Source organism: Streptomyces sp. OR43, assembly GCF_008042275.1.
GTDB lineage: Bacteria > Actinomycetota > Actinomycetes > Streptomycetales > Streptomycetaceae > Streptomyces.
In genome coordinates this window covers 397,316-411,027 of the sequence record NZ_RDBK01000043.1, presented here as the reverse complement: position 1 = coordinate 411,027, position 13,712 = coordinate 397,316, and the positions used below count along the sequence as shown (strand labels likewise).

At 70.4% G+C, this 13,712-nt stretch carries 13 protein-coding genes; 7 read left to right on the top strand and 6 right to left on the bottom strand.

The genetic code is table 11. The features are described from left to right. The first annotated feature begins 81 nt into the window (after positions 1-81). Both EAO72_RS20210 and EAO72_RS20205 read left to right on the top strand, forming a co-directional pair. Complete coding sequence (locus EAO72_RS20210; protein WP_148018738.1) at positions 82-660, top strand: single-stranded DNA-binding protein; 579 nt, start codon at positions 82-84, stop codon at positions 658-660. A gap of 293 nt (positions 661-953) precedes the next feature. After that, positions 954-2,366, top strand: coding sequence for an LAETG motif-containing sortase-dependent surface protein (locus tag EAO72_RS20205; RefSeq protein ID WP_148018737.1), 1,413 nt, complete (start codon positions 954-956; stop codon positions 2,364-2,366). Between the two features lie 116 nt (positions 2,367-2,482). On the opposite strand, the gene EAO72_RS20200 is transcribed toward EAO72_RS20205, so the two are convergent. Beyond that, positions 2,483-3,319, bottom strand: coding sequence for a hypothetical protein (locus EAO72_RS20200; RefSeq protein WP_148018736.1), 837 nt, complete (start codon positions 3,317-3,319; stop codon positions 2,483-2,485). 441 nt (positions 3,320-3,760) lie between these two features. Between EAO72_RS20200 and EAO72_RS20195 the strand changes: the two genes are divergently transcribed. The 4 genes from EAO72_RS20195 (at position 3,761) to EAO72_RS20180 (ending at position 7,319) form a co-directional block, all read left to right on the top strand. Next, positions 3,761-4,282: a hypothetical protein gene (locus EAO72_RS20195; protein ID WP_148018735.1), complete on the top strand. Its 522-nt coding sequence runs from the start codon at positions 3,761-3,763 to the stop codon at positions 4,280-4,282. 264 nt (positions 4,283-4,546) lie between these two features. After that, positions 4,547-6,211 (top strand): energy-dependent translational throttle protein EttA, encoded by a 1,665-nt coding sequence (gene ettA / locus EAO72_RS20190; protein ID WP_148018734.1) that lies wholly within the window; start codon positions 4,547-4,549, stop codon positions 6,209-6,211. Between the two features lie 5 nt (positions 6,212-6,216). Further along, complete coding sequence (locus EAO72_RS20185; RefSeq protein WP_187285145.1) at positions 6,217-6,639, top strand: acyl-CoA thioesterase; 423 nt, start codon at positions 6,217-6,219, stop codon at positions 6,637-6,639. Then, a complete protein-coding gene (locus EAO72_RS20180; protein WP_148018733.1) occupies positions 6,636-7,319 on the top strand; it encodes a hypothetical protein in 684 nt (227 codons plus the stop codon). The genes EAO72_RS20185 and EAO72_RS20180 overlap by 4 nt, the downstream gene beginning before the upstream one ends. Before the next feature lie 19 nt (positions 7,320-7,338). On the opposite strand, the gene EAO72_RS20175 is transcribed toward EAO72_RS20180, so the two are convergent. Both EAO72_RS20175 and EAO72_RS20170 read right to left on the bottom strand, forming a co-directional pair. After that, positions 7,339-8,388 (bottom strand): DUF2804 domain-containing protein, encoded by a 1,050-nt coding sequence (locus EAO72_RS20175; RefSeq protein WP_148018732.1) that lies wholly within the window; start codon positions 8,386-8,388, stop codon positions 7,339-7,341. Between the two features lie 77 nt (positions 8,389-8,465). Then, complete coding sequence (locus EAO72_RS20170) at positions 8,466-8,870, bottom strand: globin (protein WP_148018731.1); 405 nt, start codon at positions 8,868-8,870, stop codon at positions 8,466-8,468. A gap of 182 nt (positions 8,871-9,052) precedes the next feature. Between EAO72_RS20170 and EAO72_RS20165 the strand changes: the two genes are divergently transcribed. Next, on the top strand, positions 9,053-10,177 hold the full coding sequence (locus EAO72_RS20165) for an NAD(P)/FAD-dependent oxidoreductase (RefSeq protein ID WP_148018730.1): 1,125 nt from the start codon (positions 9,053-9,055) through the stop codon (positions 10,175-10,177). 25 nt (positions 10,178-10,202) lie between these two features. On the opposite strand, the gene EAO72_RS20160 is transcribed toward EAO72_RS20165, so the two are convergent. The 3 genes from EAO72_RS20160 to EAO72_RS20150 all read right to left on the bottom strand — a co-directional run bounded on the left by EAO72_RS20160 (position 10,203) and on the right by EAO72_RS20150 (position 13,687). Continuing rightward, entirely contained in the window at positions 10,203-10,655 is a 453-nt protein-coding gene (locus EAO72_RS20160; RefSeq protein WP_148021912.1) for a MarR family winged helix-turn-helix transcriptional regulator, read from the bottom strand. Positions 10,656-10,890: 235 nt separating this feature from the next. Continuing rightward, positions 10,891-12,228 carry an FHA domain-containing protein gene (locus EAO72_RS20155; protein ID WP_148018729.1) on the bottom strand — a complete coding sequence of 446 codons (1,338 nt, stop codon included), beginning with the start codon at positions 12,226-12,228 and terminating at the stop codon, positions 10,891-10,893. Positions 12,229-12,334: 106 nt separating this feature from the next. After that, entirely contained in the window at positions 12,335-13,687 is a 1,353-nt protein-coding gene (locus tag EAO72_RS20150) for a vWA domain-containing protein (RefSeq protein WP_148018728.1), read from the bottom strand. Between the last annotated feature and the right edge of the window lie 25 nt (positions 13,688-13,712).

Below are 13,712 nucleotides of genomic sequence, written 5' to 3'. Positions count from 1 at the left end.
CCGCCTCCCCTTCACGATGGGATCAGTGACCGGACGCAGGAGTGCGGTCACCGATATCCGGACCGAAGGGGAGGCGGAGTCATGAACGAGACCTTGGTGACGCTGGTGGGGAACGCGGCGACCGGTGTGGAGTTCCGGGAAACGGCGAGCGGGGGAATGGCGCGATTCCGGTTCGCGGTGACGCCGCGGCGGTGGGACCGGGAGAAGGAGCTCTGGGCGGACGGGCACACCAGCTTCTACACGGTGTGGGCCTGGCGCTCCCTGGCCACGAATCTGACGGGCTCCGTGGCCGTGGGGGAGCCTCTGGTGGTGCACGGCAGGCTGAAGGTGCGCGAGGAGGAACGGGAGGGGCAGCGCCGGACCTTCGTGGACATCGAGGCGGTGGCGGTGGGACACGATCTGACCCGGGGGACATCGGCCTTCCGGCGTGTGGTCAGGGGCGAGCCGGGGCTGACGGCGAGGAGCGGGGCGCGGCGGGCCGACGAGCCGGACGAGTGGGCCGTGCGGGACCGCCCGGCGGATCGCGAACAGCCTGCGGGCCGGGCGGAGCCGCGGGATACGGAGCGAGAACCGGCCGAGGCCGCCCGGGCGGAACGCCCGGTCACCAGGCGCCGGACGGCCCGTCAGAAGGCCGATGCGGAACTGGTGTCGGCGCCCTGACGCACCACCCGGTTCAGGCGACGAGGACCGCATTCCGTCCCGAGCGCTCTCCCCGGCCGTCTCCCCGGTCCTCTCCAGGGCCGGGCGTAACCCGGCATAACGATTCCGATTCGGAATGGTTGTCAGACGGTATGACGGGGGACTGTGCTTCGCGCGGTCTTTAGGATTCCTCAGTACTCACAGGGCACTTGAGTCGGCTGGCGGGACATTCCCCACACGCGTAACGGACGCGAGGGTCTCGCCCGGAGGGGAATTCTGTGTTTTCTGCTTCTTCAGCGACCGCCTCGTCATCCATGACGACGGCCGAACCCCGACGGACCCGGGGCATAGCCCGGCTCGCCGCCTCGGTGGTTGCATCAGGCCTGGTCGTGGCCGGCGCACTCACCGGCGCCGGTGGCGCGGTCGCCGACGAGGCACCCCCGCACCAGGGCGGTGCGACCGCGACCCTGGACGGGCTGAAGACGTTCGACAGCGCGGTCCTCCACGCCGACGGCAAGAACCAGAAGCTGCCCGCAGGGCTCTTCGAGATGACGGTCGACGGCGGCGGCAAGTTCAAGACGTACTGCATCGACATCCACAACCCCACCCAGGACCAGGCGAAGTACCTGGAGACCCCCTGGAACCAGACCTCGCTCGGCACGAACAAGAACGCCGGCAGGATCCGCTGGATCCTGGAGCACTCCTACCCGAAGATCGACGACCTCCAGGCACTCGCCAAGGAGGCCGGCACGGGCCCGCTCACCGAGCGGACCGCGGCGGCCGGCACCCAGGTCGCCATCTGGCGCTACTCGGACAACGCCGACGTGACGGCATCCGATGTCCAGGCGGAGAAGCTCGCCGACTGGCTGCAGAAGGCGGCCACCAACACAGCAGAGCCCCAGGCTTCCCTCGCCCTGGACCCGGTCGCGGTGTCCGGCAACTCCGGCAAGCGCCTGGGCCCCGTCACCGTCCGCACCAACGCCGGGCAGGTCTCGGTGACTCCGCCCGCGGACTCCGCCAGCGGCATCCGCATCACCGACAAGAAGGGCAAGGCCGTCACCACGGCCACCAACGGCTCCCAGCTCTACTTCGACATCCCGGCAGGCTCAGCCGACGGCTCCGCCTCCCTGACGGTCCAGGCCACCACCTCGGTCCCCGTCGGCCGGGCCTTCGCCGGTGCCACCAAGAGCCAGACGCAGATCCTGGCCGGCTCCAGCGAGTCCACGGTCTCCGCGAGCGCCACCGCGACCTGGGCCGGCAAGGGCGCGATCCCGGCGGTCACCGCGAAGAAGAACTGCGCCAAGGGCGGCGTGGACGTCACCACCAGCAACACGGGTGACGAAGCCTTCACGTACGAACTGGCCGGGGCCCAGCGCACCGTGGAGCCCGGCAAGTCCGAGACGGTGACCGTGCCGGTCGCCGAGGACCAGGCGTACGACGTCACGGTCACCGGACCGGGCGGGTTCAGCCGCACGTTCAAGGGCGTCCTGGACTGCAAGACCACCGGCAGCGGCACCGACGGCCTCACCACCCAGACCGCCGAACAGCCCACCACGACCACCGCCACGGCCGGCGGCAGCACGGCAGCCGTCGAAGGCAACTTGGCCGAGACCGGCAGCTCCAACGCCACCCCGATGATCGCGGGCATCGCGATCGCCCTGGTCGTCATCGGTGGCGGCTCGGTCTTCTTCCTCCGCCGCCGCAAGGACCAGTCCTCGGGCGAGTAACGGGCGCAGACACCAGACGCACGGTCACGACGCGCTGACCACGGCCCCGGTACGGCTTCGGCCGGCCGGGGCCGTGGCGTACCACGGCCGGAACCACGCCGTTCGCGAGCGGGGGCTCACGGGCGCTCGAAGTACTGGAGCACCCCTCCGACGGAGAAGCACAGTGCCCCCGCGAGGGTGCCCCAGTTGGCGATGTCGACGTTCAGGACGCTCGCTGTGGCGGGTCGGGTGAAGTCGGCCAGTGCCGCGCCCATGAAGAGCACGGACCCGAGTTGGTTGACCGCGACGATCCACCAGCCGAGATCGTGGGACCGGACTCCCGGCCGGCCGTGGCAGACCTCCACCAGGGCCAGATGTCCCGAGACGAGGAACAGGGTGCACCCGACCAGGTCGGGGGCCCAGATCAGCCGGTTCACCTGCTGCACCGAGAGTCCTTGCAACAGGGAGCTCAGCAAGTTGATGCCGAAGACAAGCGTGCCCACGAACAGCAGGAAGGTACTCAGCCAGTCGATCCGGCCGGGCTCGTAGCTCCACCATCTCCATCGCCGCGCGGCAAGTGCCCCGGTTCCGTCGTCCTGGCGAGGGGCGTTGACCGCCTGGAGAAGCGACACGTAGCCGCCCGTGTTGAAGAACAGGCCGCCGGCGAAGTAGATCCAGGCTCCCGTCGCCTCACCTGCGCCGAACTGTGCGACAGCGGCTCCGAAGGCGAAGAGGCCCCCGCCCACCGCGAACGCACTCGCCGCGATGGCATTCAGCCTGCGGAGACGACTGACCGACGCACTGTCCGCCCTACGGGAGCGGGGTTCGCGATCGCCGGCCGCCCGCACGGTGAGCAGGCCGCGCTTGCGCGCCCGCCGCGACTCCCAGACCGCGGTGCCGCCGTCACCCAGGCGCCAGGTCAGCCGCGTCGTGAACGGCCCCGCACCCTCGGCGCTCCTCTCGATTCGACTCACCGCTCGACCCTAGCCCCGGGGTGGGCAAATGCCCTTATATGGCTCGAATATATGGCTCGAACCTCGTTGGTGTGTGTGAGTAGGCGGTTCGCATAGCCTCCGCGGGTTCCTTCGGGTGCCGCAGGCTGGGGCGCGCGAGAGGAATCGCCGTTGCTTCGAGCCCATGTCAGAGTCCGTATCGCGCCATATGTTCCTCGCGCCGGCGCGGCCTGGCCGGGCTCGACCCACCACGAGGGCGATGCGGCAACGCCGTAGCCCCTGAGCTGCGACGCCATCGGGTGATGTGGGTCAGCCAGGCGGGTGACAGCGGCCCTCGCAGGCTGCTCCGGGGCCGGCCGGTGCTCCAGGATCGGTGCCGCCGCCGACTCCGGCGGACCATGCACCGACCGGATCTGTGCCGCGCGAGCGGTGCGGCGACGGCTGTTCGAGGAGCCCGATCCCATGCGTTCACGCGTCATCGCTGTCATGGCCGCCGCAGCTGCGGCCACTGCTGTACTTGCGCAACCCGCCCACGCCGCCCCGCTCGTCGACGGTGTCTACCGGTTCGCGGCCCTCCAGGACGGCAAGTGCCTGATCTATCCGAAACCGGGCGGGTACAGGGGCGGGGTGTCGCTGGGTGACTGCACGGACAACGCGAACACCTCGGCGAACTGGCGGGTACGGCAGCGTCCCAACGGAACGATGGAGATCTCCACGGTGGGATCGGACCCCCTCACCTGCTTGAAGGTGAACGACGACTACCGAGTGGCAGCCAACGACTGTGCCGGCAGGTACGCCGAGTGGACCGTCTCCATCGGCTCCGCCGGACCGGGCAGCGTGGTGTGGGCCGACATCGAGCACACCCCCGGCGACGGATCCGGATCGTGGGGGAAGCTGGTGGACGACCCGGGCGTGAACGGCCGCATCGTGGTGAGGCGGGCCCCCATCGAGCCGCACTTCTGGACACCGCAGCAGGTCGGCTGAGGACGCGGCGGATCTCACCATCGGACGCCCCGCCCACGCCCTGTGGTCGATCGGCGGGGTGATCCCGGTGCGCGTGGCGGCGGCGCGCTGCGGGAGTACCCCGCCCGGCGAGCGGCCGGCGACACTCAGTGACAGATCACCTACAAGCGCGGGCACGCGTACGGCCAGGTCAGGCCCATCCACCGATACGGGTTTCCGTCAGGAGGTGGACGTCAGGCAAGATGGGGTGTATCTGCCCACTCATCGATTGCCGGACGGTTTCTCTTGGCTGAGTACATCTACACGATGCGCAAGACACGCAAGGCGCACGGCGACAAGGTCATCCTTGACGACGTGACGCTGAGCTTCCTGCCCGGCGCGAAGATCGGTGTGGTGGGTCCCAACGGTGCCGGTAAGTCCACGGTGCTGAAGATCATGGCGGGCCTGGAGCAGCCGTCCAACGGTGATGCCTTCCTGTCGCCCGGGTTCAGCGTCGGCATCCTCATGCAGGAGCCCCACCTCGACGAATCGAAGACCGTGCTGGAGAACGTCCAGGACGGCGCCGCCGAGATCATGGGCAAGCTGAAGCGGTTCAACGAGGTCGCCGAGCTCATGGCGACCGACTACTCCGACGCGCTCATGGACGAGATGGGCAAGCTGCAGGAGGACCTGGACCACGCCAACGCGTGGGACCTGGACGCCCAGCTGGAGCAGGCCATGGACGCGCTGGGCTGCCCGCCCGGTGACTGGCCCGTCACCAACCTGTCCGGTGGTGAGAAGCGCCGCGTCGCGCTCTGCAAGCTCCTCATCGAGGCGCCCGACCTGCTGCTGCTCGACGAGCCCACCAACCACCTCGACGCCGAGTCGGTGAACTGGCTGGAGCAGCACCTCTCGAAGTACGCGGGCGCCGTGGTGGCCGTCACCCACGACCGGTACTTCCTGAACAACGTCGCCGAGTGGATCCTTGAGCTGGACCGCGGCCGCGCGATTCCGTACGAGGGCAACTACTCCACGTACCTGGAGAAGAAGGCCACCCGCCTCAAGGTCGAGGGCCGCAAGGACGAGAAGCGGCAGAAGCGGCTCAAGGAAGAGCTGGAGTGGGTGCGGTCGAACGCCAAGGGGCGTCAGACCAAGTCCAAGGCGCGTCTCGCCCGGTACGAGGAGATGGCGGCCGAGGCGGACAAGATGCGGAAGCTGGACTTCGAGGAGATCCAGATTCCGCCGGGCCCGCGGCTCGGGTCCATCGTCGTCGAGGTCGAGAACCTCTCGAAGGCCTTCGGCGACAAGGTCCTCATCGACGACCTGTCGTTCACGCTCCCGCGTAACGGCATCGTCGGCATCATCGGTCCGAACGGCGCGGGCAAGACCACGCTGTTCAAGATGATCCAGGGCCTGGAGACGCCGGACAGCGGCTCCATCAAGGTCGGCGACACGGTCAAGATCAGTTACGTCGACCAGAGCCGTGCCAACATCGACCCGAAGAAGACGCTGTGGGCGGTCGTCTCGGACGAGCTGGACTACATCAACGTCGGCCAGGTCGAGATGCCGTCGCGGGCCTATGTCTCCGCGTTCGGCTTCAAGGGGCCGGACCAGCAGAAGCCGGCCGGTGTGCTCTCCGGTGGTGAGCGCAACCGCCTCAACCTCGCGCTGACGCTCAAGGAGGGCGGCAACCTGCTGCTCCTCGACGAGCCCACCAACGACCTCGACGTCGAGACCCTGTCCTCGCTCGAGAACGCGCTGCTGGAGTTCCCCGGTGCGGCCGTGGTCATCTCCCACGACCGCTGGTTCCTGGACCGCGTCGCCACGCACATCCTGGCGTACGAGGGCGACTCCAAGTGGTACTGGTTCGAGGGCAACTTCGAGTCGTACGAGAAGAACAAGGTCGAGCGCCTCGGTGCGGACGCCGCCCGCCCGCACCGCGCCACGTACAAGAAGCTCACGCGAGGCTGATCGACTTGGCTCGTCATATCTACAGCTGCCCGCTGCGCTGGTCGGACATGGATGCCTTCGGGCACGTCAACAACGTGGTCTTCCTCCGCTACCTGGAGGAGGCGCGCATCGACTTCATGTTCCGGCTGGCGCCGGGCGACGGCTCGCCGTCCTTCGCCGGCGGGTCCGTCGTGGCCCGGCACGAGATCGACTACGTGCGCCCGCTGGTCCACCGGCACGCGCCGGTGACCGTCGAGTCGTGGGTCACGAAGATAGGTGCCGCCTCGCTCACGATCGCGTACGAGATCAAGGACCCGGAGCAGGTGTACGTACGGGCGTCGACCATCGTCGTCCCGTACAACCTGGCCGAGGAGCGGCCCCGGCGGATCACCGCCGAGGAGAAGCTCTTCCTCCAGGAGTACCTGGCCGAGGAGCCCGCGGCGGCATGACGGTGTCCGTGCAGTCGTTGCAGTTCGCCGATACGAGGGAGGCCGCAGATCTCGCGGCCTTCCTCGGCCGGCTGCTCCACTACGACCGTGCCGCGGCCGTACGGCTGCAGGCGGGCGGCGGCGCGCTGGCCGTGTTCGGCCGGCCGCCGTCGTTCGAGGTCCTGGCGATCCGGGCCGTGCGGCTGCGGGACCCGTACGCCTTCGACGTGACCGTGTCCGCCGGTGAGCTCCTCGAATCGCTGGAGGAGTCGGCCGGCTCCGGCGTCCTGCCGGCTCCGGTGACGGGTCCTCCCTGGACCGGTGTGCTGCCTCCGCGCGGCGGCTGGCAGGAGCAGCCGGGGCTGCCGGGTCCCGTCGCTCTGGGTACGGCAGTGAGTGAGGCCGTCACCGAGTTCCGAACGCGGGACGGGGCGCTGCCCGAGGAACGGCGCACCCGGGCGGAGCGGGACCTCATCGGGCGGGACATCTGGTCGCGGACCGTCGGCGGTACGGAGCTTCCGCTGCGTGCCGTGCACGCGGCACAGGCGCTCGGTTTTCTGCGTGGCGCCCCCGGTTTCCCCGTGGCCCTGCTGGCGACGGGCGCCTGGCTGCGGCTGCGTACCCCTTACGGGTCGATCGCCCTGCGGCGGGCGGGCGCGGCGGGGGGCCTGGGGACGCTCGCCGTCTCCGTGGGCGGATAGGCACCCGCGGGAACGCGCCTCACCAGCGCATGTGGACGTCCTCGGCCCAGCCCAGCAGGCGTTCCACCGTGATCTCGGTGCCGTCGTCGGTGCGCACGCGGCCGTCGTAGTAGCCGAAGCACTGGTCGGTGCGGTTGTCGATCAGGCCGGTCTCCGTGCGCGTCGACCGGTTGTGGAACGGGGTGAACGTCAGGTCCACCTGGCCGGACGACGGCGTACGGATGGTCCAGGGCGCGAGATGGTCGGCCGGCGACCACCGCCAGTCCAGCTCCTCACCGATCTTGGTGAGCCGGCCGTCCACGCAGAGCCCGTTCTCGGTGGAGCCCGTGCCCGCCGTCCAGCGTCCGCCGAACTGCAGGCCCACCGTGTGGCCGCCGGTGCGTCCGGACGCGGCGCCCCAGTTCCAGTCGACCGTGCGCGGCCAGCGGCCGCGGCCGTGATCCAGGACGGCCCAGGTGTCGTCCCCGTCGAACTCCAGGTACTCGGTGCCGATCCGGACCCGGCCCGACGCGGGCAGGGCGGTCTGCTTGGACGTGTACTGGAAGCGGCGGTCGCTCCACGGCACGACGACCGAGAGCGACTCGTGCCGGGGAGGCCTTGCGACGAGGAGGTCGACCTCCAGGGGCAGCCGGTCCTCGGTCAGACAGCGGGCCCTCAGCCGGGTGCCGGCGTTCTCGTCGCGGATCTCGACCCGTACCTTGCCGCGGGACGGCCGCTCGGGTCCGACCACCACGTCCCGCGAGCCCGGGGCACCCGCGACGGTGTCGGGCAACTCGACGCCGAAGCCGCCGGGGATGATCGCCGTACGCTCCAGTTCGAGGCCGCCCGGTGCGTATTCGAGCAGGTAGACGGTGTTCAGGGCGAGGAAGTCGAGATCGCTGACGGTCAGCGCCACCAGGTGGGTGGGCGTCGTCACGCACCAGTACTCCCACCGTTTCGTCCGGCCCCAGCCGCGCAGATTCGCGCGATGCAGAGGCGACCGGGACCAGCCGACCGCAGCCGGGTTCAGGCTGCCGTCGGGCAGGCAGAGGTCGACCGGCTCGGTGATCTCGCGTTCGGACGTCGTCATGCGCGGATCCTATAGGGGGACTTGCCGGGCGGGCCGGTGACGTGGAGTGCCGGGTTCCGCTCGCCTTCGACCGCGGGTCAGCCCTCGGTGTTCACCATCGAGGCGGCCGCGTACGTGAGGTAGTCCCACAGCTGGCGCTCGTGCTCGGGCGACAGCCCGAGCTCGTCCAGCGCCACCCGCATATGGCTCAGCCAGGCGTCGTGCGCGGCGCGGTCCACCCGGAACGGCACGTGCCGCATCCGCAGCCTGGGGTGCCCGCGCTCCTCGCTGTAGGTGCGGGGACCGCCCCAGTACTGCATGAGGAAGAGCGTGAAGCGCTCCTCGGCCGGACCCAGATCCTCCTCCGGGTACATCGGCCGCAGCAGCGGGTCACCGGCCACGCCCTGGTAGAAGCGGTGGACCAGGCGCCGGAAGGTGTCCTCGCCGCCGACCGCCTCGTAGAAGGTCAGCTCCTGCAGCGTGTCGCGCGGATTCTCAGTCACCCGTCCATGGTCGCAGACGCGCCGGCCGGGCAGGGGGCCCCCGGGGCATGGATCACGCCAACCGCGGCCCTGCCGAGGGCCGGTGGCGAGGGTGGCCCGATCCTTTCGTTGAAGTTCGTTACGCGAACTACTATGGTTCGTGTAACGAATGATTAATGCGGCCATCGGGAGTGGGGTAAAGGATGAGCGGAAATGTGCGGGGCGAGAACGTGAATCGTACGGTGGTGGTCATCGGTGGCGGATACGGCGGTGCGGCGGTCGCGAAGGCGCTCGACGAGGAGACCGACGTCGTCCTCGTCGATCCCAAGGACGCGTTCGTGCATGCGGCGGGGTCACTCCGCGCGCTGGTCCGGCCCGACTGGGCCGACAACATCTTCTTCCCCTACGACGCCCTCCTGCGGCGCGGCACCGTCCGCCGCGAGCGTGCCGCAGCCGTGGACCCCGGCGGGGTCACCCTGGCCTCCGGGGAGCGGATAGAGGCCGCCTACCTGGTGCTCGCCACCGGCTCCGACTACCCGTTCCCGGCCAAGATGGACACCGACCTCTCCGGCGAGGCGCTGCGGCGGATCCACGAGGCGCACACCGAACTCGCCGCCGCCGGGCGGGTCCTGATCGCCGGGGCCGGTCCGGTCGGGCTGGAGCTGTCCGGCGAGATCAAGGCGGTCTGGCCGGACAAGCACGTGACCGTCACCGACCCCGCCGCCCGGTTGGTGCCGGGCTTCCTGCCGGAGTTCCGCGAGGAACTGCACCGCCAGCTGGACGCGCTCGGTGTGGAGCTGCGGCTGGGTACCGAGCTGGCCGAGCAGCCACCGGCCGAACCGGGCCGGGCCAAGTCCTTCACCGTGGCCACGGCCGACGGCGGCGAGATCTCCGCCGACATCTGGTTCCGCTGCTACGGCGTGCGCACCAACGGCGACTACCTCGCCGACGGCCGGGTCGCCGTCCGCACCCCGCAGGGCCGGGTCCGGGTCACCGAGGCGCTCAACGTCGAGGGCCACGACCACATCTACGCCCTCGGGGACATCACGGACGTGGCCGAGGCCAAGATGGCCGGCTACGCGATGAAGCACGCCGAGGTGGTCGCGGAGAACGTCCTCGCCCAGGTGCGCGGCGAGCGGCCCACGGCCACCTACCGGCCGTCCCCCGTGCCTTCGGCCCTGCTCCCGCTCGGTCCCGGCGGCGGGGTGGGGCAGGTGCCGTCACCCGACGGGCCGGTCATCCTGCCGGCGGCGGCGGTCAGCGAGTACAAGGGCGCGGACCTGTTCGTCGGCCGCTTCGCCGCCCTGTTCGGAGTGTCGCGGGGATAGGGGCTTTCGTTTGGATCAGGCCGGATCAGGGGGCGGGCGGGGCGCTTTCGTCCGGTTCCATGAAGACCACCGGTACCTTGTTGCTCAGCACCAGCCGGCCGAGCAGCGTCGCGAGTTGCTCGCGGTCGGCCTCGTCGAGGCCCGCCGACAGGGTGTCCACCCGTCGGCAGGTCTCGGCGTAGAACGCGTCAGCCAGTGCGTCGCCCGCCGGGGTCAGGGCGACCCGGACCGCGCGGCCGTCCTCGGGGTCGGGTTCGCGGCGCACCAGGCCGCGCTGGACGCTGCGGTCCACCAGGCCGGTGAGGCTGGACTTCGCCAGCCCCAGCATCGCGCCGAGCTCGCTCATCCCGTACGGCTGCACCATCAGCACGCACAGCAGCTGGCCCTGCTGTGCGGTGATTCCGTGTTCGCGGCCGGAATCGGCGTACACGGCATTCACCAGGAACGAGGAGCGCACCAATGCGGTGACGATCCCCATCTGTCCGTGCTCGGCCTTTCGCATTCCCCCAGAATACGGCAGGTGCTGGTGGCGGGACCTCGCCGGGAGGGCTGACATTCGTGGTGCGAATTATGTGCGCGGCCCCGATTATGTGCGCGGCCCCGAGATTTCCGGCCGGTACGGACAGCGCGACGGCCGGCGACAGGGTGGTCACCCCCTCGCCGGCCGTCGCGCGGGTCCGAGCGGTCGGTCCCGGCTGCGTGGATCCGAGCGGTCAGTCCCGGCGGATCGTGATCGTGGTCCACGCTCCGACGTGCACCTGGTCGCCGTCCTGGAGCGGTACGGGGACGTAGGGCTGGATCGGGTCCTCGGCGCCGTTCAGCGTCGTGCCGTTCGTCGAGTTCTGGTCGACGACGGCCCAGCTGCTGTCCGGCTGCTGCACCAGCACCGCGTGCTGGTGCGAGACGCCCGGGTCCTCCGGAGGCACGGACAGGTCGATGTCCGGGGACTCGCCCGTGCTGTGCCGGCGGCGGCCGATGGTGATCTGGTTGCCGGTGAGCGGCAGCTGCTGCTCCGGGGAGTACGCCGGGAGGTTGAGCCCGGTGGCCTCGGGGCCGCTGCGCTGCATCATCGCCAGGAAGTACTCACGGTCGGGCGCGATGACCGCGGTCCAGTTCATGGACAGCGGAGCCTGACCCTGGCCCGGTCCCTGGTTCTGCCCCGGTCCCTCGTTCTGGCCCGGGTACGGCGGCTGCTGCATCGGCGACTGCGGGCCCTGGGCCTGCGAGGGCGGGGACAGCAGCCAGTCGTCACCGCCCGTCTGCGGCTGCGGCGGGGCCGGCGGTCCGGGCTGCTCGAAGACCGGGGGAGCCGTCCGCTGGAAGGCGGGCGGCGCGCTCTGCTGCTGGAACGGCGGCGGAGGCGAGCCCTGCGGTGAGTTCTGCTGGAACGGCGGTGGGGGCGAGCCCTGCGGTGAGTTCTGCTGCTGGGCGTGCTGCTGGCCCTGAGGGAACCCCTGCGGGCCGCCCTGCTGGCCCTGCTGCTGGAACGGCGGCGGAGGCGGCGGGCCACCCTGCTGCTGCCCCGGGTGCTGTCCCTGCTGCTGTCCCTGCTGCTGGAACGAGTGCGAAGGCTGCTGACCCGGTCCCGGAGGGCCGGACCGGCCCGGGCCCGAGGAGAGCGGCTCGGCCGACCGGTTGATCTGCGACGGGCGCGAGCTCTGGTACTCGAACGGATCGCGGGGCTCACGCGGCTGCGGCGGGCCGGGCGGCTGCTGGGCCTGGAAGCCGGGCGGCAGATTGAGCCCCGGGACCGGACCGGCCGGCGCGCCGTGCTGCGGAGCCAGCGGCGTGTACGACGTGGCGGTGTTCGTGAGGAAGTTCCAGCGGCACTCCTCGCAGAACGGGGCCATGGCCTCGCGCGGGGTGCGGCACTGGGGGCAGAGCTCGGCATGCTGGGTCGCATCGGGGCCGGAACCCTGCGGATATCCGTAGCCGGGCGCGGGCGGCGGGGGAGGCGGCGGCGGAACGGCGCCCGCTCCGGCCATGCGGTGGCCGCAGACCTCGCACCAGTCCTCGGAACCCGACTGGTGTCCGTTCGGGCAGGTCGGCATGTCGGCGCTTCCCCCTCTCCTCGTCCGGCCCGTGGGCCGTCATTTTTCTTGCGTCGCCGCCCGGCGGACCTGACCGGTCGGGCGGCTCATCAGTGCGGATATGTGACTATTTCTTGACGCGAACTGTCTTCGTGGAGCGCGTTTCGAGTGTCATCTCGTCCGCTTCCGCGACCTTCGCCTTCAGTCGCACAGTACCGGTCGCCGCGTCGACGACGTCTACCACCTTCGAAAGCAGTTTCGCAGTGTCCTCGTTCCCGGACGCCGATGCCAACTGCACCGCACGGCCCAGTTTGGCCGTCGCGCCGTCGAAGTCTCCCGACTTGCGTGCATCGAGCCCCTGCTGGATGACTTGTGCCAGTTCCGCCTGACCCGTGTAGTGCGCGACCTGCGGATTGATCGAGGTCGACGCCACCATGTCGTCGGTCCACACCGCCCGGACCAGACCCTGCGAGAGCGTCTGGGGCGCGCCGCCGGCCGGGTCGGGAAGGATCAGTGAGACGCGCGCAGCCAGCATCTCCTGCCCGATTCCGGCCTCCGGAACCTGCACGCACACGTGGTAGTCGCGGGACTCGTCGCCCCAGGAACCGGTGGGGTAGTCGCCCGCGCGAGGACCGGCCTCGGTTCTGCGGTCGGTCAGCTCGGCCACCGTCGGCGCGACCTGCTTCACGAACTTGATCTGCACGCCGACCGGGGTCCAGAGCCGCAGCGCCACGTCCGCGACCTCCTTGCCCATCGCGTTCTCCATCATCTGCGTGAAGTCCGCGGCCAGCCCGGCCGGGTCGGCGACGATGTCGGCCGTGCCGAGCAGCGCCGAGGCGATCGCTGTGACCTCTTTCACTTCCCAGTCGGTCCCGACACCGCGGGCGTCACACGTGAACCGGCCGGCACACGCGTCGAGCGCGGCCCGCAGGTCCTCCGGGGCCTCGTGCTCGTTGCGCCCGTCCGTCAGCAGGATTCCGTGCCGGATCTCCACATCGGCGGCGCCGAGCAGCCGGTCGGCCAGCCGCAGCCAGGTCCCGATCGCCGTACCGCCGCCCGCGCTGAGCCGGCGCAGGGCCTCCTTCGCCTGGGCCTTCGTCTGCGCGTCCGCGACCGCGAGCCGCCCGTTGCCCGGGTACACGTCCTTGGCGACGTGGGTCCCGGCCACCACGGCGAAGGACGTGCCGTCGCGCAGGGTGTCGACGGCCGCCGCCGTCGCGTCGCGGGCGTTGCGCATCTTCGTCGGCGGGTAGTCCATCGAACCCGAGCAGTCCACCATGATCACCACCGCCGCGTCGGTGGCCCCGCCGGGCCGGTGCGGGGTCGTCGAACCCGACAGCGGAACGCCGCCGGTGGTGCCGCCCCCGGTCGAGGTGACCGTGATGATGCCGTTGACCTCACGGCCGCCCTCGGGCAGATATTCGTTCTGGTACACCTCGACGGAGAACTGCGGCACGTTCGACTTGGAGAAGTTGGCCATCTGATCGGCTCCTTGAGGCTCCACA

What these genes read in the sequence shown, in the direction of transcription:
- EAO72_RS20195 (WP_148018735.1), top strand. Translation starts at nt 3,761, where the DNA reads ATGCGTTCACGCGTCATCGCTGTCATGGCCGCCGCAGCTGCGGCCACT.
- EAO72_RS20150 (WP_148018728.1), bottom strand. Translation starts at nt 13,687, where the DNA reads ATGGCCAACTTCTCCAAGTCGAACGTGCCGCAGTTCTCCGTCGAGGTG.
- EAO72_RS20180 (WP_148018733.1), top strand. Translation starts at nt 6,636, where the DNA reads ATGACGGTGTCCGTGCAGTCGTTGCAGTTCGCCGATACGAGGGAGGCC.
- EAO72_RS20210 (WP_148018738.1), top strand. Translation starts at nt 82, where the DNA reads ATGAACGAGACCTTGGTGACGCTGGTGGGGAACGCGGCGACCGGTGTG.
- EAO72_RS20175 (WP_148018732.1), bottom strand. Translation starts at nt 8,388, where the DNA reads ATGACGACGTCCGAACGCGAGATCACCGAGCCGGTCGACCTCTGCCTG.
- EAO72_RS20155 (WP_148018729.1), bottom strand. Translation starts at nt 12,228, where the DNA reads ATGCCGACCTGCCCGAACGGACACCAGTCGGGTTCCGAGGACTGGTGC.
- EAO72_RS20160 (WP_148021912.1), bottom strand. Translation starts at nt 10,655, where the DNA reads ATGGGGATCGTCACCGCATTGGTGCGCTCCTCGTTCCTGGTGAATGCC.
- EAO72_RS20165 (WP_148018730.1), top strand. Translation starts at nt 9,053, where the DNA reads ATGAGCGGAAATGTGCGGGGCGAGAACGTGAATCGTACGGTGGTGGTC.
- EAO72_RS20205 (WP_148018737.1), top strand. Translation starts at nt 954, where the DNA reads ATGACGACGGCCGAACCCCGACGGACCCGGGGCATAGCCCGGCTCGCC.